General features: G+C 65.3%; 23 protein-coding genes. 17 read left to right on the forward strand and 6 right to left on the reverse strand.

The window, feature by feature from the left end; all coding sequences use genetic code 11:
- Positions 1-13: 13 nt before the first annotated feature.
- Positions 14-211 (reverse strand): hypothetical protein, encoded by a 198-nt coding sequence (locus PY310_RS17425; RefSeq protein ID WP_275215725.1) that lies wholly within the window; start codon positions 209-211, stop codon positions 14-16.
- Positions 212-366: 155 nt separating this feature from the next.
- Between PY310_RS17425 and PY310_RS17430 the strand changes: the two genes are divergently transcribed.
- The 8 genes from PY310_RS17430 to metE all read left to right on the forward strand — a co-directional run bounded on the left by PY310_RS17430 (position 367) and on the right by metE (position 9,340).
- Entirely contained in the window at positions 367-1,374 is a 1,008-nt protein-coding gene (locus PY310_RS17430; protein ID WP_275215726.1) for an AAA family ATPase, read from the forward strand.
- Positions 1,375-1,382: 8 nt separating this feature from the next.
- Entirely contained in the window at positions 1,383-2,264 is an 882-nt protein-coding gene (locus PY310_RS17435; protein ID WP_275215727.1) for a DUF58 domain-containing protein, read from the forward strand.
- A complete protein-coding gene (locus tag PY310_RS17440) occupies positions 2,254-2,721 on the forward strand; it encodes a hypothetical protein (RefSeq protein ID WP_275215728.1) in 468 nt (155 codons plus the stop codon). Before PY310_RS17435 ends, PY310_RS17440 begins: the two co-directional genes overlap by 11 nt.
- A complete protein-coding gene (locus tag PY310_RS17445) occupies positions 2,712-3,737 on the forward strand; it encodes a VWA domain-containing protein (RefSeq protein WP_275215729.1) in 1,026 nt (341 codons plus the stop codon). The genes PY310_RS17440 and PY310_RS17445 overlap by 10 nt, the downstream gene beginning before the upstream one ends.
- A complete protein-coding gene (locus tag PY310_RS17450) occupies positions 3,734-4,816 on the forward strand; it encodes a vWA domain-containing protein (protein WP_275215730.1) in 1,083 nt (360 codons plus the stop codon). Before PY310_RS17445 ends, PY310_RS17450 begins: the two co-directional genes overlap by 4 nt.
- Positions 4,813-5,565, forward strand: coding sequence for a tetratricopeptide repeat protein (locus PY310_RS17455; RefSeq protein ID WP_275215731.1), 753 nt, complete (start codon positions 4,813-4,815; stop codon positions 5,563-5,565). The genes PY310_RS17450 and PY310_RS17455 overlap by 4 nt, the downstream gene beginning before the upstream one ends.
- A gap of 320 nt (positions 5,566-5,885) precedes the next feature.
- Positions 5,886-6,950, forward strand: coding sequence for a methylenetetrahydrofolate reductase (locus tag PY310_RS17460; protein WP_275215732.1), 1,065 nt, complete (start codon positions 5,886-5,888; stop codon positions 6,948-6,950).
- A 53-nt stretch (positions 6,951-7,003) separates the two neighbouring features.
- Positions 7,004-9,340 carry a 5-methyltetrahydropteroyltriglutamate--homocysteine S-methyltransferase gene (gene metE, locus PY310_RS17465; protein WP_275215733.1) on the forward strand — a complete coding sequence of 779 codons (2,337 nt, stop codon included), beginning with the start codon at positions 7,004-7,006 and terminating at the stop codon, positions 9,338-9,340.
- A gap of 73 nt (positions 9,341-9,413) precedes the next feature.
- On the opposite strand, the gene PY310_RS17470 is transcribed toward metE, so the two are convergent.
- The gene (locus tag PY310_RS17470) at positions 9,414-10,118 is read right to left on the reverse strand and encodes a DUF4386 family protein (protein ID WP_275215734.1); all 705 of its coding nucleotides are present in this window, start codon (positions 10,116-10,118) and stop codon (positions 9,414-9,416) included.
- A 243-nt stretch (positions 10,119-10,361) separates the two neighbouring features.
- On the opposite strand from PY310_RS17470, the gene PY310_RS17475 reads away from it, so the two are divergent.
- Positions 10,362-10,628, forward strand: coding sequence for an SHOCT domain-containing protein (locus PY310_RS17475; RefSeq protein ID WP_275215735.1), 267 nt, complete (start codon positions 10,362-10,364; stop codon positions 10,626-10,628).
- A gap of 41 nt (positions 10,629-10,669) precedes the next feature.
- On the opposite strand, the gene PY310_RS17480 is transcribed toward PY310_RS17475, so the two are convergent.
- Together PY310_RS17480 and PY310_RS17485 are read right to left on the reverse strand one after the other, a co-directional pair.
- The gene (locus tag PY310_RS17480; RefSeq protein WP_275215736.1) at positions 10,670-11,176 is read right to left on the reverse strand and encodes a DUF2004 domain-containing protein; all 507 of its coding nucleotides are present in this window, start codon (positions 11,174-11,176) and stop codon (positions 10,670-10,672) included.
- Between the two features lie 45 nt (positions 11,177-11,221).
- The gene (locus PY310_RS17485) at positions 11,222-12,139 is read right to left on the reverse strand and encodes a LysR family transcriptional regulator (RefSeq protein WP_275215737.1); all 918 of its coding nucleotides are present in this window, start codon (positions 12,137-12,139) and stop codon (positions 11,222-11,224) included.
- Positions 12,140-12,266: 127 nt separating this feature from the next.
- Here PY310_RS17485 and PY310_RS17490 point away from each other — a divergent pair, with 127 nt between their 5' ends.
- Genes PY310_RS17490 through PY310_RS17500 form a run of 3 tightly spaced genes read left to right on the forward strand, consistent with a single transcriptional unit; the run spans position 12,267 to position 15,768 of the window.
- On the forward strand, positions 12,267-13,661 hold the full coding sequence (locus tag PY310_RS17490; RefSeq protein ID WP_275215738.1) for an NAD(P)/FAD-dependent oxidoreductase: 1,395 nt from the start codon (positions 12,267-12,269) through the stop codon (positions 13,659-13,661).
- Positions 13,658-14,389: a DUF1365 domain-containing protein gene (locus PY310_RS17495; RefSeq protein WP_275215739.1), complete on the forward strand. Its 732-nt coding sequence runs from the start codon at positions 13,658-13,660 to the stop codon at positions 14,387-14,389. Before PY310_RS17490 ends, PY310_RS17495 begins: the two co-directional genes overlap by 4 nt.
- On the forward strand, positions 14,386-15,768 hold the full coding sequence (locus tag PY310_RS17500) for a class I SAM-dependent methyltransferase (protein ID WP_275215740.1): 1,383 nt from the start codon (positions 14,386-14,388) through the stop codon (positions 15,766-15,768). The genes PY310_RS17495 and PY310_RS17500 overlap by 4 nt, the downstream gene beginning before the upstream one ends.
- A gap of 47 nt (positions 15,769-15,815) precedes the next feature.
- On the opposite strand, the gene PY310_RS17505 is transcribed toward PY310_RS17500, so the two are convergent.
- A complete protein-coding gene (locus PY310_RS17505) occupies positions 15,816-17,342 on the reverse strand; it encodes an HNH endonuclease signature motif containing protein (protein ID WP_275215741.1) in 1,527 nt (508 codons plus the stop codon).
- 205 nt (positions 17,343-17,547) lie between these two features.
- Here PY310_RS17505 and PY310_RS17510 point away from each other — a divergent pair, with 205 nt between their 5' ends.
- Positions 17,548-19,266, forward strand: a complete 1,719-nt coding sequence (locus tag PY310_RS17510) for a long-chain-fatty-acid--CoA ligase (RefSeq protein WP_275215767.1) — start codon at positions 17,548-17,550, stop codon at positions 19,264-19,266.
- Positions 19,267-19,275: 9 nt separating this feature from the next.
- On the opposite strand, the gene PY310_RS17515 is transcribed toward PY310_RS17510, so the two are convergent.
- Entirely contained in the window at positions 19,276-19,833 is a 558-nt protein-coding gene (locus PY310_RS17515) for a TspO/MBR family protein (RefSeq protein ID WP_275215742.1), read from the reverse strand.
- 456 nt (positions 19,834-20,289) lie between these two features.
- On the opposite strand from PY310_RS17515, the gene nrdH reads away from it, so the two are divergent.
- From nrdH to nrdF, 4 genes are all read left to right on the forward strand, one after another.
- Positions 20,290-20,535 (forward strand): glutaredoxin-like protein NrdH, encoded by a 246-nt coding sequence (gene nrdH / locus PY310_RS17520; protein WP_275215743.1) that lies wholly within the window; start codon positions 20,290-20,292, stop codon positions 20,533-20,535.
- 53 nt (positions 20,536-20,588) lie between these two features.
- Entirely contained in the window at positions 20,589-21,062 is a 474-nt protein-coding gene (nrdI, locus tag PY310_RS17525) for a class Ib ribonucleoside-diphosphate reductase assembly flavoprotein NrdI (protein WP_275215744.1), read from the forward strand.
- 74 nt (positions 21,063-21,136) lie between these two features.
- Positions 21,137-23,257 (forward strand): class 1b ribonucleoside-diphosphate reductase subunit alpha, encoded by a 2,121-nt coding sequence (nrdE, locus tag PY310_RS17530; RefSeq protein ID WP_275215768.1) that lies wholly within the window; start codon positions 21,137-21,139, stop codon positions 23,255-23,257.
- A gap of 93 nt (positions 23,258-23,350) precedes the next feature.
- The gene (gene nrdF, locus PY310_RS17535; protein WP_275215745.1) at positions 23,351-24,325 is read left to right on the forward strand and encodes a class 1b ribonucleoside-diphosphate reductase subunit beta; all 975 of its coding nucleotides are present in this window, start codon (positions 23,351-23,353) and stop codon (positions 24,323-24,325) included.
- The last annotated feature ends 1 nt before the right edge of the window (position 24,326 follow it).

Consider the following 24,326-nt stretch of genomic DNA (forward strand, 5'->3'; position numbering starts at 1 on the left):
TGCGCCGGAACTCTCAGTCGATGTCCTCCACGACGACACCATAGGGAATGGTGTCGTCGAGGTGCGCCTGATGGCCGTGAGGCAGGTTAAGGACCCGGACGCCGTGGGCCTTATCCGCGGCGGATTGCATCAGGATGGGCCGAACGGTGTCGATGAACGTAGGGCTTTTGTCCGCGAGATAGGCCTGGTAACTGGCTGGTAGCTCAATCATTTCATCAGGATAGACCCGGGGACCTGTCATGGGGAGGGGTCCCCATTGCAGGTATTTGCGCAGGTGGCTTGGATAGGATGGCGGGCGGAAAGCCGCCGGCCGGCTACACCAGCAGTCCGCAATCACCACGCAGCAAGCCAACAGGGGGAGATCCATTGCTTCAGACCAGTGCGCCCGCACGAATCGAACCGGTGGAACTGGCCCGCGCGCAGCAGGTGGTGGCGAATATTTCCCGCAGCTTCGATGCCAAAGTGGTGGGCCAGGCGCGGCTGCGCGAGTCGTTGCTGGTGGGTCTCCTGACGGGCGGTCACATCCTGCTGGAAAGCGTTCCAGGCCTCGCCAAGACCACCGCGGCCCAGACCGTAGCCGAGGCTGTGAGCGCGGAGTTCCGGCGCATCCAGTGCACCCCGGACCTGCTCCCGAGCGACATCGTGGGAACACAGATCTATGACGCCGCCAAGGGCACCTTCATCACTCAGCTGGGTCCGGTGCACGCCAACATCGTCCTGCTCGACGAAATCAACCGCTCCAGTGCCAAGACCCAAAGCGCCATGCTCGAAGCGATGCAGGAACAGCAGACCTCCATCGGCGGGCAGGAGTACAAACTGCCCTCGCCGTTCCTGGTGCTCGCGACGCAGAACCCCATCGAGCAGGAAGGAACGTACCAGCTGCCGGAGGCCCAGATGGACCGCTTTATGCTCAAGGACGTGCTGGACTACCCCTCGCCCGCCGAGGAGACGGAGATCCTCCGGCGGATCGACGCCGGTGTCTTCACCGCGGAACAGAAACCTGCTGCAGCCGCCTCCCTTGACGCCGTTCTGGGCGCACAGGACCTGGTCCGCCGGATCTACATCGATCCCGCCATCATCAACTACATCGTGGGCCTGGTATATGTCACCCGCAACGCCGGGCAATACATCGATCGCAGGCTCGCGGAGTTCATCGAATTCGGCGCCAGCCCCCGCGCCAGCATCGCCTTCAGCCGGGCCGCCCGGGCCGTGGCGCTCCTCAACGGCAGGGACCACGTGATCCCGGAGGACGTGAAATCCCTCGCCCACCGTGTCCTGCGGCACCGGCTGATCCTGGGGTTTGACGCCATTGCCGAGCAGGTCCCGGTGGAAAGCGTCATCGACGCCATCGTGGCCTCCGTTCAGACCCCCTGAGCCCGGCAATGACCAGCCTCCTGACCCGCGTAAAGTCGAAAATGGCCGTCTTCGCCCACCGAAAAGCCCGCGGCATGCTCGACGGCGAATACGCTTCAGTCTTCCGGGGCCACAGCCTCGATTTTGACGACCTCCGGGCCTACGTTCCCGGCGACGACGTCCGCGATATCGACTGGAAAGCCACCGCCCGGCACGGGTCACCCCTCATCAAACGCCATGTTGCCGCCCGGCGGCAGACCGTCCTGCTGGTAGCGGATACGGGCCGGAACATGGCCGCCGAAGCCCGCGACGGCGAAGCCAAGAAGGACATCGCCCTCATGGCGCTCGGGGTCATGGGGTACCTCGCGCACAGGCACGGCGACGTGGTGGGCCTGGTCTGCGGGGACGCTGACGGCACGCGTGCGACCCCGGCCAAGGCCGGGGAGGCGCACCTGGAACGGGTCCTGCGGACGATTGATTCCGCCACGGGCCTGGACTCCGGGCCCAGCCGGATCGAGGCCCAGCTGGAACACGTGGCCCGCACGGTCAAAGGCAGGTTCCTGATCTTTGTTGTGGCCGACGAGCTTGCGGCCGGCCCGGAGCTGGAACAGCTGCTGCGCCGGCTTCGTGCCCAGCACGAAATCCTCTGGCTCACCATCCGCGACGCCGTCCTTGCCGGAGATGGCTGCGCCGGGGAGGCCTTCAGCGTGGCTGATTCCGGCACGCTCTTGGGACACCTGGCCTCATCCACCGCAGTCACGGAGGCCTACGTGAGGGCAGCAGGGGAGCGGGACTCCGGGCGGCAGGACATGTTCCGCCGCGCCGGCATCACCGAAGGCCATGTGACCGGCAGCAGCAAGGTGATCACGGAACTTTTCGCCCTGCTCGAAAGGCACCGGCATGCAGCCTGACGGCGGCCTCATCGGGCCGCTGCAATACAGCGGCGCCTGGATGTGGGCCGGCTTTGCCCTGCTGGCGGTGGCCCTGGGCTGGTACTGCTTCGTATTCCTCAGCACCCGCCAACGGCGGCCCGCAGCCGCGGCCCCGTTCACCACGCCGTCGGACCTTCAAGGGCTTAAGGAGACCTATCTGCAGCGGATTGACGCGGTGGCCGCTGATGCCCGGGCCGGGTTGCTGAGCTCCCGTGAATCCCACCAGAAGCTCAGCCTGCTGGTGCGCACGTTTGCCCGGGACGTGACAGGAGTGGATGCGCCCCGAATGACCCTGGCCGAGCTGGAAGGCTACCCGCTTCCCGGCATCGCAGAGGCAGTCCGGAGGATCTATCCGGGCGAGTTCGGAATGGAACCGCTGCCGCCGGTGCCGCAATCGGCCGAGACGGCACGGCAGGCGGTGGGGCAATGGAACTGATGTTCTGGTGGGTGATTCCGCCTGCGCTGCTCCTGGCGGCCGCAGCACTCTGGCGGGCGCTCCGCCCGCAGGCAAACGCACGACGCCGGCCGGTTGCCCACGCGGACCGCCTCACCGCTCTGCCCGAATACCAGGCTGCCCTGCGCCGGCACCGCCGCTGGCTTGCCGTTGCGGCGCTCGCCGCCGCGTCCCTTCTCGTTTCCGCGGTGGTAGCGGCGGCGCGGCCGGTGGAGCTGACCACCGTCCGGCCTGAGCAGCGGAGCCGGGACATCATGCTGTGCCTGGACAGTTCCGGCTCCATGAGCAGCGCCGATTCTGCCGTGGTGGAGGTCTTTGGCGTCCTGGCCAAGGAGTTCGACGGCGAAAGAATCGGCCTCACCATTTTCGACAGCAGTGCGGTCCAGGTTTTTCCGTTGACCGACGACTATGAGTACGTGCAGGAACAGCTCACGCTGGCCAAAGCGGCTTTCGACGGCGACCCCGGCAGTGCGGGCTTCCTGGACGGCACCTGGAGCGGGCGCGGGTCCTCGCTGATCGGCGACGGCCTGGCGTCCTGCGTCGCCGGGTTCCCGCCCGCAGGCGCCGGCAGGGCGCCATCACCAACCGGCGGGGCCGGGCCGGATGCACCAGGCCAGCGTTCGCGGTCCGTTGTGCTGGCGACGGACAATTACCTCTCCGGGGATCCGATCTTCACCCTGGAGCAAGCCGGCACCCTGGCCAGGGAGCGCGGCGTCAAGGTGTATGCGCTGAATCCCGGCGACTTTGATTACGGTCCCGGGCCTGCGCAGCCCGGCGCAAGGCTGCGGGAAGCAGCCGACGCCAGCGGCGGGGCGTACTACCCGTTGGATCACCCGGATGCGGTGGTGGACATCGTCCGCAGGGTGCAGGACACGGAAGCGGCCGCGCTGAAGGGTGCACCGCGGGCCGTGGTTTCGGACGTGCCCAACGTGCCGCTGACGGTGGCTCTCCTGTCCGGTCTGGTCCTGGCAGGCGCATCCTGGCGGCTGAAGCCATGACCCTGCAACCTGTCCTTCCCCTGTGGCTGATGACCGCCCTCATTGGCGCCGTTGTGCTGTCCATGGCCTGGCGGCCGGTGCGGGCGTTCCGGCAGCGTGGCGCCGGGCGGGGCCGCGGCCGGCTCCACGAAGGGCTGCTCAGGAGCGTCATGGTGCTGTTGCTCCTGGCCGCCGCACTCAGGCCCGGGATTCCCGGCGGAAACACCCAGACGGCCACCTCGGACGTCAACGTTTTCTTTCTCGTGGACACCAGCAGCAGCATTGTGGCCGAAGACTACGGCAACCAATCGCCGCGGCTGGACGGTGTCCGCCAGGACATCCTGGCCATCGCCGGCGAACTGGCCGGCGCGCGATTCTCCGTCCTGACATTCGACAGCAATGCCGTAGTCCGGATGCCCCTTACGACGGACACCTCGGCGCTGGACACCGCCGTCGCTGTGCTGCAGCCGCAGATGCCAGCCTTTTCCAAGGGGAGCAGCGTGACGTCGGCTGCCAAGCTGCTGGCGGAGCGGCTGCGCGCCGCGCGAGACAGCCACCCCGAACGGCCCAGATTGGTTTTTTATCTGGGCGACGGGGAACAGACCAGCGCCGCGGCGCCGGAAGGCATCCAGGTCGGCGGCGGCCTGGTGAACGGGGGAGCCGTGCTGGGCTATGGCACAGCGGAGGGTGGCCGGATGAGGGAAAACAGCGGGTCGCGTTCCGGCGGCGATACCGGGCCCGGCTATATCCAGGACCGCACGTCAGGCAGCGGCGGGGATGCGCTGTCCGTTATCGACGAAGGAAGGCTGCAGTGGATAGCCGGCCAGTTGGGAATTCCGTATGTTCACCGCGATGCGGGTGATGCCGTGGCGCCGATGATGCAGGCAGCGGATCCCGGCAAGCTTGAACGGGCACCGGAGGGCGTAGGTCTGGACGGACGCTTTGAGCTGTACTGGATCTTCGCCCTTGGCGCGTTCACGCTCTGTCTGCGGGAAGCGGTTTTACTGCTGCGGCACTGGCTGCGGCTGCCGGCCGCAAACTCCGTGCCGGACCGCGCGCAGACCGTCGCGGTCCGGCACTCAGGGGACGCGCGGACATGAGGCAGCCCCTATGCGAGATGCCCGGCGACAGGCTGCTGCGCCGTCGCCGGCTGCTCCGGTGGTCCCTCCTGCCGGTGCTGCTTCTGCTCTGCCTGGCCGCCAAGCTGCTCAGCGTCGGGGTGCTGGCCGGCCAGGCAGAGGAGGCTTTCGACGGCGGTGACGCCGGTGCAGTGGCCGATGCCGCGGCCGGGCTGCGCATCGCTAACTTCACCGAGCCCCACAAGGCGCCTTTCGTGGAAGGTGACGGTTTGTTCCTCGCCGGGAACTACGCCGGAGCCCGCCGCAGCTTTGAGGAAGCACTGGAACGTGCGGGCCACGTTGACGAATGTGCCATCCGGGTTAACCTGGCGCTCAGTATCGAACGCCTCGGTGATCTTCAGGCCGCCGCGGGGGACCAAGGCTCCGCAGCCAGCCTTTTCGCCGAAGGACTGACGGTGGTGAAGGCTGCCCCGGACAACTGCTTTGATGCCAGCGCTGAGGGCGGGCCCGGGACGGGAGCGGCGGACAAGCTCAACCAGGCCGGGGAGCGGTTGACGCGGAAGGGCGAAGAGAATGCCGGCCCCGGCAAACCCGGGGCTGCGAAGACGCCCGGGGAATCCGGCCAGCCGGCAGAACCGCGGAACCAGAGTCAGCTTGACCAGCTCAAGGACAGTACCCGGGAGGCCCGGAGCGAGCGGAACTCGGGGCAGGAACGGGACGAGTACCTCCGGGACAATGACTTCGGCTCGGGAGCGGACCGGCCCTGGTAGGCGAACAAAATTCTATGCAGCGCCGAAACAAGACGTAAAACTGCGTCTTAATTCGGCGGCGAACTTGAACGGGGCGCCGCCGGCTCTTAGAGTTCTATACAAGTTACCGAGGTAACGTGTCAGCGATCCTCCGATCCGGAGGGTGTGGGTGCCCCCATGTGGGCCTGACATTTGCTCACGGAAAACTTCGTTCCAGGCGTAACAGTCGCGACTGCGTCCCTGAGAAGTTTGTCCGTGTTCCCCAAACTCAATTCATTGCCCGGCCTGCGGTCACACTATGTTGACCGGAAGCTGCCAATGGCCCAAAGCCAAGGACGCAAATGTCACCCCCAAGCCTTATCGAAACACATCCAAATCTCTGCGAAACCGCCCCCGTGGCGCTTTCCTACGAACTCTTCCCGCCGCGTTCTCCTGCTGCGGCTGAGTCGCTCTGGACCACCATCCGGGAACTGGAGACCACCGAGCCGGACTACGTCTCGGTCACGTACGGTGCCAGTGGCTCAAACCGGGACACCGCCGTCGAACTCATCAACCGGCTCCTGCTCGAAACCACCCTCCGGCCCCTGGCCCACCTGACCTGCGTGGGCAACACCCCGGAGGAACTGGCTGAGATCATCGGGGAGCTGCTGGACACCGGGGTGCGGGGCATCCTGGCGCTGCGGGGAGACCGCCCCCAGGACGGCGAGCCGCCCGTCCCCGGGTCGCTGCGGTATGCCCAGGACCTGATTGAGCTCATCCGCCGTGTCGAACAGAGGCGGTCAGCGCTGCTGTGCGCAGGCAAGATCGCGGTGGGAGTAGCCGCGTACCCCACCCGGCACCCGGAGTCGCCCACCGTCGCCCACGACGTCGAGGTACTGCTCGCGAAGCAGCGCTCCGGCGCTGACTTCGCCATCACGCAGGTGTATTTCCGCACTGAGCAGTACGCCGACCTTGTCAGCCGTGCGCGCCGCGCCGGCGTCACCATTCCCATCGTCCCGGGCGTTATGCCGCTGACCAGTCTTCGGCGCGTCACCCGTCTTGGCGAATTGACGGGCGTGGAACCGGAACCGGAACTCCTGGCACTCCTGGCCGGGGCAGAGACCGACGCCGAGCGGCTGCGGATCGGGGTCCGGGCCACTGTGGACCTGGCCAACGCAGCCCTGGACGCCGGGGCGCCGGGCATCCACCTTTACACATTCAACGAACATGTCAGCGCCCTGGAGGTCCTGGACAAACTGTCACTGCCGCGCCAGGCACGTTCGGTTGGCCGACGCAGCGCCGCCGCCCAACGCAGCGTCGCTGCTCAATCCAGCGCCCGCTCCACTGCCGTGACCCGCTCCACCGCGGCTGCCCGGCCGAACACAGACACCCGCTCCGACGCCGGGGTACGCCAGCTGGCCAGCTGACCCCGCCTGCACACAACCTTCTTCCCCGCTTCAAGACTTCAAAGGAATCTTCCATGCCTGAAAACAACCCCGCCACCCCGTTCCCCGCCGCTTCCCTCCTGGGCTACCCGAGGATCGGCCGCCGCCGAGAACTCAAAAGGGCAGTCGAGGCCTACTGGGCCGGCAAGATCGATGCCGACGCGCTGGACGCGGCCGCCAAGGACATCCAGCTGAGCATCGCCCGGCGGCTGCAGGATCTGGGCCTCACCGAAGCTGCCGCCGTCCCGGGAACGTTCTCCTACTACGACCAGGTGCTGGACGCCACCGCCCACCTCGGCGCGGTTCCGGCCCGTTTCGGCAACCTCCTCGACGCCGAGGGCCAGTTGGACATCGACGGCTATTTCACCCTGGCCCGCGGTACGAAGGACCAGCAGCCGCTGGAAATGACCAAGTGGTTCGACACCAACTACCACTACCTGGTTCCGGAGATCGGTCCGGCGACCACGTTTGCCTTGGCCTCCAACCGGATCGTGGCGGAATTCGAGTTCGCCCTGGCCAACGGCATCGAGACCCGCCCGTACATTGTTGGCCCGGTCACCTACCTTTTGCTGTCCAAGGCATCCGACGACGCCCCCGCAGGGTTCGCGCCGCTGTCACGCCTCGAAGACATCCTGCCGGTCTACACGCAGTTGCTCGAAAAGCTCGCCGCCGCAGGTGCGAGCTGGATCCAGCTTGATGAGCCCGCCCTGGTGGTTGACCACGATACGCCGGCAGCGGAAATCGAGGCGGCCGTCGCCCGTTCCTACGAGGTGCTGTCCGGCGCCGCCAGGCGCCCGCAGATCCTCGTCTCCACCCCGTACGGAGCCCTGGACGGCCAGCTGGGGACCCTGGCTGCCACCGCCATTGACGCCCTGCACATCGACGCCTTCAAGGGCGCCGTTCCCTCGGCAGCGGCGCTCGCTGCCCTAGGGGACAAAACCCTGGTTGCCGGCGTCGTTGACGGCCATAACATCTGGCGCAACGACCTCGCCGCCTCAGCCGCGAAGCTGGATGAACTGAAGGCGGCGGCCGGCCGCGTCACCGTCAGTACCTCCACATCCACCCAGCACGTCCCGCACGATGTCACCGAAGAGGGCCAGCTTTCCGACGACTTGCGCAGCTGGCTCGCCTTCGCTGACCAGAAGGCTGTTGAGGTCAAGGCACTAGCCTCTTACCTGGCCGATCCCGCTTCTGCCCGGGCAGCCATTGACGAGGCATCGGCCGCGATCGCCGGCCGCGCCGCCGCCGCGGGAGTTCGCCGTGAGGAGGTCCGCACCCGCACCGGTTCGCTGACCGACGCCGACTTCAGCCGCTCCGAGTACGCGGTCCGCGAGGCTGCCCAGGAAAAGGCCCTGCACCTGCCGCCGCTGCCCACCACCACCATCGGTTCCTTCCCGCAAACCTCCGAGATCCGGTCGGCCCGTGCCCGCAACAACAAGGGCGAGCTCACTAACGCACAGTACGAGCAGCTCATGAAGGACGAGATCAAGCGCGTTGTTGAGTTGCAGGAGGAACTGGGCTACGACGTCCTGGTGCACGGCGAACCCGAGCGCAACGACATGGTCCAGTACTTCGCCGAGAACCTCGACGGCTTCGACGTCACGGTCCACGGCTGGGTCCAGTCCTACGGCTCACGCTGCACCCGGCCGTCCATCCTGTGGGGCGACGTCACCCGTAGCGCCCCCATCACGGTCAAGTGGGCTGAGTACGCCCAGTCGCTGACGGGCAAGCCGATGAAGGGCATGCTCACCGGGCCGGTCACCATCCTGGCCTGGTCCTTCGTCCGCGACGACCAGCCTTTGGGCGAGACAGCCAACCAGGTGGGCCTGGCCCTGCGCGACGAGATCGCTGACCTCGAAGCAGCCGGGATCAAGATCATCCAGGTGGACGAGCCTGCCCTGCGGGAGCTTCTGCCCCTGCGCAAGGCAGAGCAGGCAGCCTACCTGAAGTGGTCCGTGGAATCTTTCCGGCTGGCCACCGCCGGTGCCGCCGACGCAACCCAGATCCACACCCACCTCTGCTACTCGGAGTTCGGCGTGATCATCGACGCGATCGACGGGCTCGACGCCGACGTGACTTCCATCGAAGCTGCCCGCTCACGGATGGAGGTTGTCCACGACCTCGAGTCCCACGGCTTCGGCCGCGGCGTGGGCCCGGGTGTCTACGACATCCACTCGCCGCGTGTTCCGGGTGAGGCTGAGGTCACCGAACTGCTGGCCACCGCCGTCAAGCACGTCCCGTCCCGACAGCTCTGGGTCAACCCGGACTGCGGCCTGAAGACCCGCGGCTACGCCGAGACCGAAGAGTCCCTGCGTAACCTGGTCAAGGCCACCAAGACCATCCGGGCGGGCCTGCTGGCCGCGGCCAACTAAGGCGTCCCGCTGGACATCTGAATAAAGCCCGACGGCGGCCGGTCACCTTTCGGTGAGCGGCCGCCGTCGCGCTTTAGGTTCCGGCGGTTGAGCGGGCGGGCGGCTGCATCCGCAGGGCACTGACGAGCAACCACAGGCTCCAGGCGACGGTGGCCAGAATTCCGATCAGGGTGGGCAACGTGTTTGCGGGTGCGAATCCTTCCGCTCCGATGATCCAGCCCTGAACAAGGTAAGCAACCCCGGACAGCACCATGAGATAGCCGATGACGCGGGACACTTGACGCGTTGCGGCTATGACAATGCCGAAAAGTACCAGGGCGGTTCCCAGCATAAAACTCTGATAGCTTCGCATGCCCCATTCCAGCCAGCGGATGCCCTCGGCGGTGGCAAAACGCGCCGGCTCCTCGGGCGCGGGAGCGGCTGCCCAGGCGTCGGCGGCGTGTTTGAGGGCGACGCCGTCCACGGCTTGGAGCGCGCCATACAGAGCTAGAGCGGTTGCCGCGGCCAGGGCGCCGAATCTGGCGGTCACGGCGAGGAGGCCCGGCCGGACAACAAGGGCAGGCAGGAGGACAAACAGCCCGGCGATCAGCAGGGCCATGCCCACAAACTGGCCCAGGTGCACAAACGTCCAGATCCCGCTGGCGGCATACGCCGCGAACGAGGCCACATGATCGTTGGCGTCCCCTGATTCGGCGTGGAACAGGCCCGCCACCAGGGAGGCCAGCACACCGGCGAAAAGCAGCCACGCCGCTAGGCGCCATCGTCTGCGCTTATCCATAGCTAATGGTGAAAACGGGCCAGCGGAGCGCAGTAGGGCTAAAGGTCCCCAGTCCCGGTGGGTGGACCGCAAGCGTGGAACTGGCGGAGCGTGGAAGTGGCGGGGCCGGTGTTCCCGGGGCCGGAATTGGTGGGGGTGGAGCGGCCGTCGCCCGGCGTAGGGGACCAAAGGCTCTGACACTTCACAGGGCCGCACCTGATAGTCAAAGAAAGGGCGGGCATCGACATTCAGGAGGCGTTAGCGATGATGTACTGGGGCGGAGACATGGGAGGCTGGGGCTATGTCCTGACGATCGTGAGCTTTGTATTGTTCTGGGGGACCATCATCACCGCCATCGTCCTTCTGGCGCGAGCCCTGGGAGCCGGCGGCCGGCGGTACGACGCCCGAGGGCCAGGTCACGAATTAGCGGAGGATTTGCTCGCTGAGCGGTTTGCCCGCGGTGAAATCGATGAGAACGAGTACACCGCACGGCTGGCTACGCTGCGTCGCGGACGCGGCGCAGCCCAGTGAACGCTACGCAGGCGGACCTTCGGGGTTTAACGGGTGCGGGTTCAGGACTCCCAGAGGATTTCGTCGTCCACGACGCCGTCCTCATCCGCTGAGGCCACCAGTACCTCGTCGGTGAAGTGCGCCCCCAAGGTGAAGTCCAGGACAAAGTAGCGTTCGGGCTGGCCGGGGAAGATGCCCACATGGCCGAGCTTGAGGGCTTTGAGGAAGACATCAGGGGTGAGCTGGCTGCGGTTCTGGACACCGAAGATTTTCTGCAGCGTCTCAGTCTTGAGCGCGCTGCAATGGAAATTGAGGTACTCCTGCGGGCTGGTGCCTTCCTGCCCCAGTTCTTCGGCGATCATCTCCCGGACTTCGTCCACGAGCTCTGGAAGGAAACGCAGCCGGTAGTCCACCTTGTGCATGGCAGCTTCGTCGAAATGGTCGTGCGCGTTGATGTTCAGGTCGAGTTCCAGGGTTTGGCCGCCGAGTTCATGTTTGGCAGCGACGTTGTGGTCCCTGCCGTGGTTGAGCTCGATTTCTCCAAAGTGCTGGCTCGCTACCCTGTTCATATCTTCAACATAGACCCCCAGCGCTGCGCATTCCAGCGTTCGGGGCTATTTCCCCGCCGTCCCGAGGCCCGCCAGAGTCTCAGCCAGCAGGTCCACGAACAGCTGGACGCGGGCGGTTTTTTTCTCGTTGAGGACGAGCGCGAAGACGTTCCGGGCCAGCCGTACCTCCGGCACGTCCAGCACCACGACGCCGGCTGGCCGGTTCCGCAGCGCAAGCTCCGGTACCAGCGCGGCGCCCAGCCCGGCCGCGGCCATTTCCAGGCTTGCATGGAAATCATCGCTGCGTGCCACCACCCGCGGGTGCAGGTTGCAGCCTGCAAAAAGCCGGTCGATCACCACGGCATCCGGACTCCCGGGGTGGTGCATGATCCACGGCAGTTCTGACAGATGGTCCGCAGCCACTTTCGCTTCGGGTCCGAAGCCCCAGCCGGCCGGAAGCACCACGCGGAAGTTGTCATCGCCGATCCATTGCCTGTTGATTGTCTGCGGCCAGGCCAAGCCGGACTGGCCCACCTGAAACACCAGGCCCACATCCAGGTCACCGCCGGACCGGAGACCCTGGATGGTCTGGGACGGTTCGGCAACGGACACCCGGAGATCAATGCCCAGGTCCTTCCATGCAGGGTTCTTCAGGATGCGCGGCAGGACGTAGGTGGCAAGGCTGGGGAAGATGCCCAGCCGGAGTTCCTGGCTCTTACTGCCCTGGGTTTTGGCGGCAGCGGCCATCAGGGCTTCAATGTCCGTCAGTACTTTCGCGGCGTGCCGGCTCATCACCACTGCGGCCTCGGTGGGAACCACGCTGCGTGCCGAACGCTGGAAGAGGATCACCCCCGCCTCGCGTTCCAGGGCGGACATTTGCTGGGACACCGCCGAGGCCGTGTAGCCCAGGCGTGCCGCGGCGGCTGAGAACGAACCCAGCCGGGTAACCTCAAGGAGGGTCTTCAGATGTACGGGATTGACCACCAGCCCACACTACTGCTGCCGGCTCGTTGCTGATAAAAGTGCCAACCCATCGACCCATCCACCCCACCCGCTGTTCCGAATTGCCCTGTGTATATCCAAGGGCAACCGTTCAGCAGAGGAGCATAAGGTGTCACTACCCCCAACATTGGGCGCCGCCGCAGCCAGGCGCATCGCCGTCGTGGGCAGCGGCGTGGCCGGCCTGACGGCCGCTTATATCCTGAACCGGCATGACCAGGTCACCCTGTTCGAGGCGGACAGCAGGCTCGGCGGCCACGCACACACGCACAGCGTCCCGCAGCCTGACGGCTCCACTCTTGGCGTGGACACCGGATTTATCGTCCACAACGAGCGGACCTATCCCACCTTGCTGCGGCTGTTTGCGGAACTGGGGGTCAAGACCCAGAATTCTGAAATGAGCATGTCCATCCGGTGCGACGGCTGCGGCCTGGAGTATGCGGGAGCCCGCGACGGCGGTAAAGGCATCATCGCCCGGCCTTCCAGCCTCCTGCGCGGACGCTATCTGCTGATGCTGGTTGAAGTGATGCGTTTCTACCGGCGGGCGCGCGCGCTGATCGATGCGGGCGCAACGTCCGACGCCGGCGCCGGTACCGGCGGTGATGAGCTCACCCTCGGCGAATTCCTCGACAAGGAGCGCTTCAGCCCCTACTTCATCTCCCACTTCATGACGCCCGTGGTGAGTGCGGTCTGGTCCTGCGACCCCACCACGGCACTGTCCTATCCGGCAAGGTACCTCTTCACCTTCCTGGGCCATCACGGCATGCTGGGCGTCAAGGGTTCGCCGCAGTGGCGGACGGTCACCGGCGGTTCGGGCCAGTACGTTGAAAAGCTGGCCGCGACGCTCCCGGACATCCGGCTCAACAGTCCCGTGACCGCTGTCCGCCGGCACGCCCTCGGTGTCGAAGTGGACACCGCCGCGGGCATCGAAGACTTCGAAGCGGTAGTCATTGCCACACACCCGGCCCAGGCCCTTGGCTTCCTCGCCGACGCCACACCGGCCGAAAAGGAGGCGCTTGGCGCCATGCCCTACTCGGTCAACCACACAGTCTTCCACCGGGACCCGGCCGTCCTGCCCGCAGCGGACAACGCCCGGGCATCATGGAACTACCGGCTCCCCGGCTGCGATGCCAGGCCGGATAAGGTCCTGGTCAGTTACGACCTCACCCGCCTCCAGCGGCTGCAGCCTGCTGATGGCCGGCCATACCTGGTGAGCCTGGGGGAGTCGGAACTGATCAAGGAGGACAGTGTGCTGGACCGGATGGTGTACGAGCACCCGCAATACACACCCGAGTCCCTTCGCGCACAGCAACAGATCGCCCTGCTCAGCGATGACCGGATCGCCTACGCCGGCGCCTACCTGGGCTGGGGTTTCCACGAGGACGGCGCACTCTCCGGTGTCCGGGCCGCGGCCAGCCTGGGACGCGCTTGGGACGCACCCGGCGTCGAGTCTCCTGAAACGACTGCAGGCGAGCCGGAACTGATGGCAGCAACGGAGGGCGCATGAGCCCAACGGCAGCGATCTACCGCACGTCCATCTCCCACGTGCGGAAGACCCCGCTGAAGAATGCATTCACCTACCGGAGCTACAGCTGGTTCGTGGACGTGGACCGGTTGCCGAAGCTGCCCCGGTTACTGCGGGCGCTGGCTGTTTTCCGGGCCGCCGACCACCTGGGTGATCCCGCCTCCACAATCCGCAGCAACGTGGAACGGTTTTTGCGGGCCCGGGGCATGGAGCCCGACGGCGGGCCCATCCGGATGCTGACCAGCGCCCGGGTTTTCGGGCACGTCTTTAATCCACTCACTCTTTTCTGGTGCTACCGGGCTTCCGGGGATCTGCAGTGCGTCATCGCCGAGGTCCACAACACCTATGGGGAACGCCACTGCTACCTCCTGGACACGGACGCTTCCGGCAGGGCCAGCGTGCCCAAGGCGTTCTACGTCTCGCCGTTCAACGACGTCGACGGGAGCTACCGGATGAAGGTGCCTGCTCCGGAGGAACGGCTTTCCGTCTCCATCGTCCTGGAGCGCGAGGGGCACCGGCCCTTCGTCGCCACCATGGATGGTGAACGGCGCCCGGCCACCCTCGGTAACATCCTGGCGGCGGCCATCGCCGTGCCGGCCGCGCCGCTGCTGGTATCCGCATTAATCCGTTTTCAGGGCGTTAAACTCTGGGCAAGGCGCCTGCCCGTCGTCAAAAGGCCACATCACCCCTCACAGGAGGCAGTTCAATGACAATGACCGATGAGAACGGAACGGCCGCTGCGCAGGTTCCCGCCGCGACGTCCGCGCGGCTGCCCCTTGCCGGGAACAAAGCTGGAGGTGACAACGCTGCCGGGGTACCGGCGTCGCCCGCCACCATCGATCCGGAGGTTTGGCCCGGTGTTGCGCACGCGCCGTCGGGCGCCAAGGCCGTCATCGCGGGCAAGGCCGCAGGCCTGCTGTTCAAGGCAGCCGTGCGCCGGTTGCCACTGCAGGTGGCCTACCCTGACGGTTCAGTCCTGGGCACTGGCGGCCCCGGGGCTCCGGTTATGACAATGCTCCGGCCGGAGGACTTCGAGCGGCGCATCGGGGACAACGGCCTCATCGGGCTCGGAGAATCGTTTATGGCGGGTGACTGGGAGGCCTCGGACCTGGCTGGGGTACTGGAGGTCTTTGCTGCCTCGGTGGACACACTGATCCCAAAGCCGCTGCAGACGCTGCGGACCCTGTACCTGCCACGGACTCCGCGGCAGGAACGCAACGAAGAGCAGAACACGCGAAGCAACATCTCACGCCACTACGATCTGTCCAACGAGCTCTTCGCGAATTTCCTGGACACCACCATGAGCTACTCCTCGGCGCTGTTCCCACGGAGCGAGGGGGCGTTGGACTCGGTCCCCTGGGAGGCTCTGGCGGAAGCGCAGCAGGCGAAGATTGACAGGCTGCTGGATAAAGCCGGCGTCAGATCCGGCACCCGGCTGCTGGAGATCGGCACCGGCTGGGGCGAACTGGCACTCCGCGCCGCTGCCCGCGGCGCCACTGTTTACAGCGTGACTTTGTCCAGCGAACAGCGGGCGCTCGCGCAGGAGCGAATTGCGGCCGCGGGCTACGCGGACAAGGTGACGGTCGCGTTGCAGGACTACCGGGCGGTGGAAGGCGAGTTCGACGCCGTCGTTTCCGTTGAAATGATCGAGGCGGTTGGCTATGAATACTGGCCCATCTACTTTCAGACCATCGACCGGGTGCTGGCCCCGGGCGGCAAGGTGGCCATCCAAGCCATCACCATGCCGCACGGCCGGATGCTGGCGACGCGCAACGCATACACGTGGGTGCACAAGTACATCTTCCCCGGCGGTTTCCTGCCGTCCGTGCGGGCGATCGAGGGCGTGACCCAGCAGCACACCACACTCCGGGTGCGTGAACGGATGGGCATGGGCGATCACTACGCGGCGACCCTGCGCCTCTGGGAGGAGCGCTTCATGGCGCGCTCGCAGGAAGTGGGGGAACTGGGCTTCGACGCCGTTTTCCAGCGGATGTGGCTGTTCTACCTCTGCTACTCCCGCGCCGGTTTCCAGTCCGGCTACCTGGACGTGCAGCAGATTGTGCTGGACCGCCGGGAGGCGCAGCTGTAGCAACCACGGGAGACACAGCTGTAGCCACCGCCGCACATCGTTCCTTCTCAAACCCGGGCGTGGAGGAGCCTCTCCAGGCCCTCTTCCCCAAGCGAGAGTCCGATGTGGACGAGATCCGGGTAGCCGTCCGCGAGACCCCCCTGTGGTCCGTCCTTCGATTCTTCATGGGGTTCGAGTTGGTTGGGCCAGTGGGGTGGTTCCCAGTCCTGGTGTTCGCTTTTGTAGTGCCGGCCGGACGGGGAGATCCAGCCGGGCGGGTGGTCTTTGGTTGCCGGGGTGGGGGTCCAGGGGCCGGAGTGTCTGAGTTTGTGGTGTTTGGGACATGGCTGTCCCAGGTTGGAAACTCCGGTGGTGCCGCCCTTGGCCCAGGCAAGGATATGGTCGGCCTCGTTGTCCAGTGAGTTGTTGCTGCAGCCAGGGAACGGGCACTTGCCGTCCCGCAGCCGCAACCATTGCCGCATGGCTTTGGTGAGCCGGTAGCTGGTGCGGCCGATCTCCAGCGGCGCCCCGTCGCGCGGGTCAATCAGGACCCGGTGGAACGACTCGGCCCCGTTCGCCACCAGGTCCCTGGCCATCGACGCCGGGATGGGACCGTAACCGTCCAGCATGGCCGGCTCCTCGGTGGCCCCGAGCAACGAGAACACCGGCACGGTCACCAGCACCTGGGCCCGCGGCGACGGGACCTGCCCCGGGTCGTGTTCTTCAGAGCTCCCATTCCTGGCCGGGTCCCCGCTGTTGCGCAGGTCCGTGGTGGTCAGGTCCGCGGTGGTCAGGAGGGCGGCGGCGAAGACATCGGCGCGGAGTTGGGTGAGGGTCCGCTGCTCCGCCGGGCCCTGCAGGCCCCGGGAGATGGCGGTGGTCCGGTTCCAGATGGCGACTGCCTGGTCCCCGGGGAGGTAGGCCGTGACCCAGGCCATCCCGTCCTGGTCCGGGCAGTACTCCACCCGCCGGTCCAGGACACCCTTGGCGTGGCGCGTCTCGATACTCTCGGTGTGGTGGCGTTCGCGCCAGGTACGGGCCCGGTGACGGAACCGGGACGCCGGCATTTCCCCGGCGGGACAGCCCCGGGCGGCGTCCGGTGCGTCCGGGTCCAGGAAGTGGGCCTCCAGGGCTGCGGCGCCGGCCCGGTCAAGGGTGGCGGCTTCGTCCGCCATGACCCGGGCGTGCTGCCAGGAGATGGTGCCCGCCTGCAGAGCGGCCAGGGTCAGGGGCAAAGTTGTGGTCAGGGCCTGGGAAACGGCCAGGAACGAACCCGCCGCCCGGTCACCAATGGTCATGGCACACGCGACCTCCGCGGTGACCGCCATCTCCTGGGCCTGCACCGAAGCGTCCGGAGGCGCTGCGGCCTGGGCAGTGTCCGCGTATGTCACGGCAGCCCCGGCCTTCAAAGCAGCAATCTGCGCGTCAGCTGCCGCGGCGCCGGCCAGAATATCCAGGCAATCCTCGGACAATTCCCGCAATGGATCGCCCGCCGAATAAAACGCAGCGGGACCAGATTCGCTGGCCACGCCGGTGAGCACCGTAATGGCCGCGGTGATGTCCGCAAATGCCTTTGCCACTGCCGGGTTCCTCATGTAGCCATCATGACAAGGGGGTCTGACATTCAAGCGAGACTGCAGTTGTAGGCACGCTCATCCGTCCGCGCGCCGGTAGGATTCTTGCGGCGTGCAGATTGCGCGCACACTCGGCAGATTCCGGCGGCAAGGACTGATGATGAAGAAGACCACGCGGAAGACGTCCGACGACGATACAGGGCAGGGTGCCGCAGCGCTGCCGGGGATGCCCTGGAGTGAGCGCCCGTGGACCAGTTCCTACGGGCCTGGTGTCCCGGCGGACTTGGTGCTCCCGAAGGGTTCACTGGTGGACCTTTTAGACAAGTCCGTGCGCCGGTACGGGTCCAAGACCGCTTTGGAGTTCTTCGGCGCCGGCACCAGCTACCGTGAGCTCGGAAGACTGATCAGCCGGGCTGCTGCCGGCTTGAAGAAACTGGGCGTCAAAGCCGGCGACAGGGTGGCCCTCGTGATGCCGAACTGCCCACAACACGTCATCGCTTTCCACGCCGTGCTGCGTCTCGGCGCAGTGGTGGTGGAACACAACCCGCTCTACACGGACCGTGAACTGCGCCACCTGTTCGAGGACCATGGGGCCGCCGTCGCGATCGTGTGGGACAAGGCGGTGGAGCGGGTGCGTCAGCTGCCGGCCGACGTCGGACTCCGCACGATTGTCTCGGTGGAACTGATCCCCGCGATGCCGCTGCCGCAGCGGCTGGCGCTGCGGCTTCCGGTGCCCGCCGCCCGCAAGGCCCGTGCCGCCCTTACCGTCGGCAGGGGCGAGGCGAAGGGCCGGCCAGCTGCCGCCACGCGTCCGGTGCTGCCGTGGCGGCAGCTCCTCGATGCCGGGGAGCTCAAGAAGAAACATCCGCGTCCCGCTGCCGAGGACCTCGCTGTCCTTCAGTACACGTCCGGCACCACCGGCCTGCCCAAGGGCGCCATGCTCACCCACGCCAACCTGCAGGCCAACGCCGCGCAGGGCCGGGCCTGGGTGCCGGGGCTGAAGGAAGGCAAGGAAACCGTCTACGCGGTGCTGCCGATGTTCCATGCCTATGGCCTCACCGTGTGCATGACGTTCGCCCTCAGCATCGGCGCGAAGCTGGTCCTGTTCCCCAAGTTCGACGTGGACCTCGTCTTGAAGGCCCTCAGGAAGTCTCCTGCCACGTTCCTGCCCGCCGTACCGCCGATCTATGACCGCATCGCCGCCGCGGCGTCTGAGCGCGGTATCGGCCTGGAAAGCATCCGCTTCTCCATCTCCGGCGCCATGAACCTGCCCACAGCAACGGTGGAGACCTGGGAGAAAGCGACCGGCGGCTACCTGATCGAAGGCTACGGGCTGACCGAAACTTCCCCCATCGCCATAGGCAACCCGTTCGGACCCAGCAGGAAGCCCGGCACCGTTGGCGTGCCGTTCCCGCTGACGGACATCCGGGTGGTGGATCCGAAGAACGTGGCCCTGGACCGGGCCCCGGGGGAGGAGGGGGAGCTGCTGATCCGCGGGCCGCAGGTATTTGCGGGGTACTGGAACCGGCCGGAGGAGACCGAAGAGGCCCTGCTCGACGGCGGTTGGTTCCGCACCGGCGACATCGTCTCGGTGGACAACGACTACTTCGTCACCATCCGGGACCGGATCAAGGAGCTGATTATCACCGGTGGCTTCAACGTCTCGCCCAGTGAGGTGGAAGATGTCATCGCCACCTTCCCCGGCGTATCCGAAGTCTCCGTGGTAGGGCTGCCCCGGCCCGGCGGGGGAGAGGACGTGGTGGCGGCGGTGGTCCCGATCCCGGGCAGCACCCTCGATTCCGCGGCGCTGTTGGCCTATGCCCGGGAGCAGCTGACAGCCTACAAGGTGCCCCGCAGGGTGGTTGTGCTCGATTCGCTGCCGCGTTCGCTTATTGGCAAAGTCCTGCGCCGGGAGATCCGGGACACCTTGGTGGCCCGGGACTGAACCGGCAGGCTACTTCTGCCGGATGCCAGTTCCGGGGTTGAGCCTGGCGATTGCCGTGGACAGGATGGTGGCGAAGCCACACCAGGCCGCATAGGGAGCAAGCGACACCCCGGCCCGTTGGTTCAGCCGGTAGGTCCGCCGGACCAGGTCGGCGCTGCTGGCCGCCAGCACTGCCGCCTCCGCCGCGGCGAGCCAGGGCCGGCGTGAGCGCCAGAAAAGCCAGCTCCAGGCAGCATTGAGGACGAAGTTGGTGGCCAGGGCGCCGCGATAGGCGCGGATTTCCTGCTTCCTCGCTGTGCCGCCGGGCTTCTGGCTGCCAGCCCCGGTGCCACTGGTTTTCCTGTTCCCGCTGTCTTCTCCGTTGCTACTGTCCAGGGCGGCCGCGGAGCTGACGGCAAGGTCCGCGTACAGTGCGGTCCATACAACAGGGAAAGCGAGGGCCGGCGGCTGCCAGTCCGGCTTGCGCAGCTGGCGGTACCAGGAGCTGTTAGGGTCCGTAGCCGCTCCGCCGGCGGCGGCAGTCGCGGCTGTGGCGGCCGCAGTCCACGCTAGTGTCTTCAATTTCATGCTGACCCTCAATTCCCTTGGAGTCCCCGCTACAGATGTAGCCCAGGTCCGGCTTCTGTGAGGGCAGTCGCCCACACGGTTGATGGTACGGGGTGGCCGCCGCTTCGTCCCGGGTCCATGGGCCCCTCACAACATGTAGTGCTGACCACTACATGTTGTGGTTGGCGGCACTGTTCTGGCCGACGTTCCGGGCACGGCGACACGCCGTCCAGAACGCGACACGCTGGCCGTTAATTGTTGGGAAGTACTCCACAGGGTGTGGATTTCGTCCGCAAAAAACCCTGGAATCCGGACATTTTGAAGGCCGGTGCCTGTGGATTAAAAGTGCATTAAATGACATACTTGTAATACATCATCTTGGGGTTCCGAAGAGCCGTCTGCACTACATGTAGTATCGACGTACAGCTTGGGCGGGACAAAGACGAGCGAAGATTTCGATAAAGGGGACAGGGAACCATGACCGTTACGGTTTACACCAAGCCTGCATGTGTGCAGTGCAATGCAACGTACCGAGCGCTGGACAAAAAGGGCATCGCCTACCAGAGCGTTGACATCTCCCAGGACGCCGAGGCACTGGAGCGCCTGAAGGCACTTGGCTACATGCAGGCACCTGTTGTGGTCACCGACCAGGACCACTGGTCAGGCTTCCGCCCGGACAAGATCGAGGAACTGGCACAGGCTGCCGTCTCCTCCGTGGCCTAGCCTCCACTTCCAGCCAACCGGCATTTTTTCGACCCACACATGAGGTGACTCCCGTGGCAGCACTGGCAGAAGCCAGGGCCCAGGCGGCCCCGTTGCCGCCTGTCACCACGCACAGCCGGCTTATCTACTTTTCCTCCACTTCCGAGAACACCAGCCGCTTCGTCGCCAAGTTGGGCGTCGACGCGGCGCGGATCCCGCTCCAGGCCAAGGACGCCCCGCTCCTCGCCACCGAGCCGTACGTGCTGGTGGTTCCGACATACGGCGGCACCGGGGGTGCGGGCTCAGTGCCCAAGCAGGTCATCCGCTTCCTGAACAACCCGCAGAACAGGCAACTGATCCGCGGGGTCATCGGTGCAGGCAACACAAACTTTGGGGACAACTACTGCATGGCCGCGGACATCATCGCGGCGAAATGCCACGTACCCCCGCTCTATCGCTTTGAACTTATGGGCACGCCAGAAGACGTGGCCCGCGTAAACAATGGATTGGACACGTTTTGGACACGACTGTCGCAGACACAGAAGTAACCAGGGCCGAAGGCCAGGGCACCCGCGCGAGTGCCGCCGTCGAGAAGCACGGCGTCGACCTCGAGAAGCCTGAGATGCCGGCCGCCTACAAGGGGTTGGGCTATCACGAGCTCAACGCCATGCTGAACCTCTACGGACCGAACGGTGAGATCCAGTTCGGGGCGGACCGCGAGGCTGCCCACCAGTACTTCCTGCAGCACGTGAACAACAACACCGTCTTTTTCCATGACCTGGAAGAGAAGCTCGACTACCTGGTGAAGAACCAGTACTACGAGCGCGAAACCCTCGACCAGTACACGATGAACTTCATCCGCGAGCTCTACAACCGCGCGTACAAGAAGAAGTTCCGCTTCGAGACGTTCCTCGGCGCGTTCAAGTTCTACACGTCCTACACACTGAAGACGTTCGACGGCAAGCGTTTCCTGGAACGCTACGAGGACCGTGTCTGCATGGTGGCCCTGCACCTGGCCCGCGGCGACGAGAAGCTGGCCATGCAGATGGTGGACGAGATCATCGAAGGCCGCTTCCAGCCGGCCACCCCCACGTTCCTGAATGCCGGAAAGCGCCAGCGCGGCGAGCTGGTCTCCTGCTTCCTGCTGCGCATCGAAGACAACATGGAGTCGATCGGCCGGTCCATCAACTCCGCGCTGCAGCTCTCCAAGCGTGGCGGCGGTGTGGCGTTCGCGCTGACCAACATCCGCGAAGTGGGCGCCCCCATCAAGCAGATCGAGAACCAGTCCTCCGGCGTTATCCCCGTGATGAAGCTCCTCGAGGACAGCTTCTCCTACGCCAACCAGCTCGGGGCGCGCCAGGGTGCCGGTGCTGTGTACCTGCACGCGCACCACCCGGACATTTACCGCTTCCTGGACACCAAGCGCGAGAACGCGGATGAGAAGATCCGCATCAAGACCCTCTCGCTGGGCGTTGTCATCCCGGACATCACGTTCGAGCTGGCCAAGAAGGACGAGGACATGTACCTGTTCTCGCCGTACGACGTCGAAAAGGTGTACGGCATGCCGTTCTCCGACGTCTCGGTCACCGAGAAGTACTACGAGATGGTGGACGATTCCCGGATCAAGAAGACCAAGATCAAGGCGCGTGAGTTCTTCCAGACCCTCGCCGAGATCCAGTTCGAATCGGGCTACCCGTACATCATGTTCGAGGACACCGTGAACCGGGAAAACCCGATTGACGGCAAGATCATCATGTCCAACCTGTGCTCGGAGATCCTCCAGGTTTCGCAGCCCACCACGTACCACGATGACCTGTCCTACGACCAGACCGGCAAGGACATCTCCTGCAACCTGGGCTCGCTGAACATCGCCAAGACCATGGACAGCCCTGACTTCGGCCTGACCATCGAGACGGCCATCCGGTCCCTCTCGGCTGTCTCGGACATGTCCAACATCACCTCGGTGCCGTCCATCGCCCGCGGCAACGACCAGAGCCACGCCATTGGCCTGGGCCAGATGAACCTGCACGGCTACCTTGCCCGCGAGCGGGTCCACTACGGCTCCGAAGAGGGCCTGGACTTCACCAACATCTACTTCTACTCGGTGGTCTACCACGCCATCCGCGCTTCCAACCTGCTGTCCATCCAGACCGGGCAGACCTTCGGCGGCTTCGAGAAGTCCAAGTACGCGTCGGGCGAGTTCTTCGACAAGTACACGGAGCAGGAGTGGGTGCCGCAGACCGAGAAGGTCGCGGAGCTGTTCAAGAACATCCACATCCCCACGCAGGAGGACTGGCGCGAGCTGAAGGCTTCGGTCATGAAGCACGGCATCTACAACCAGAACCTGCAGGCTGTGCCGCCCACCGGCTCGATCTCCTACATCAACAACTCCACCTCCTCGATCCACCCGGTGGCGTCCAAGATTGAGATCCGCAAGGAAGGCAAGCTGGGCCGCGTGTACTACCCGGCGCCGTACCTCACCAACGACAACCTGGAGTACTACCAGGACGCGTACGAGATCGGCTACGAGAAGGTCATCGACACCTACGCCGCCGCCACCCAGCACGTGGACCAGGGCCTGTCCCTGACGCTGTTCTTCAAGGACACCGCCACCACGCGCGACATCAACCGGGCCCAGATCTACGCCTGGAAGAAGGGCATCAAGACCATCTACTACATCCGTCTCCGCCAGCTCGCGCTGGAAGGGACCGAGGTGGACGGCTGCGTCAGCTGCATGCTTTAATCTTCAACTAAATCGGTGAGTGTACGACGGCGGGTGCCCGCCCGCCGTCGTACGCTTAACTTCAAAGAACCAACCCAACTTTTAGGGGATGACATGACCGAGAAGGTCAAGCTGCTTAGCCACGTCGAAGCGATCAACTGGAACCGCATCCAGGACGACAAGGACGTAGACGTCTGGAACCGCCTGGTCAACAACTTCTGGCTGCCGGAGAAGATCCCGCTGTCCAACGACGTGCAGTCGTGGGCCACGCTGACCCCGGACGAGCAGCAGCTCACCATGCGCGTATTCACCGGCCTGACCCTGCTGGACACGGTGCAGGCAACAGTAGGCGCCGTCTCCCTGATTCCGGACGCGATCACCCCGCACGAAGAAGCGGTGTACACCAACATTGCTTTCATGGAGTCCGTGCACGCCAAGAGCTACTCCTCCATCTTCTCCACGCTGGCCTCCACCAAGGAGATCGACGAGGCATTCCGCTGGTCCACCGAGAACGCGAACCTTCAGAAGAAGGCGCAGATCGTCATGGACTACTACCAGGGCGATGACCCGCTGAAGCGCAAAGTGGCCTCCACGCTGCTGGAGAGCTTTCTGTTCTACTCGGGCTTTTACCTGCCCATGTACTGGTCCTCACGGGCCAAGCTGACGAACACGGCTGACCTGATCCGCCTGATCATCCGCGACGAAGCCGTGCACGGCTACTACATCGGTTACAAGTTCCAGAAGGGCCTTGAAGGCCTGTCCGAGGAGCGCAAGCAGGAGATCAAGGACTACACGTTCGAACTGCTCTTCGAGCTGTACGAGAACGAGGTCCAGTACACGCACGATCTCTACGACTCCGTGGGCCTGGCCGAGGACGTCAAGAAGTTCCTGCACTACAACGCCAACAAGGCCCTGATGAACCTGGGCTACGAAGCCATGTTCCCGGCGTCCGTCATCGACGTGAACCCGGCCATCCTCTCGGCACTGTCGCCGAACGCCGACGAGAACCACGACTTCTTCTCCGGGTCAGGTTCGTCGTACGTAATCGGCAAGGCTGTCAACACTGAGGATGAGGACTGGGACTTCTAGT

The organism is Pseudarthrobacter naphthalenicus, from assembly GCF_029076445.1.
GTDB lineage: Bacteria > Actinomycetota > Actinomycetes > Actinomycetales > Micrococcaceae > Arthrobacter > Arthrobacter naphthalenicus.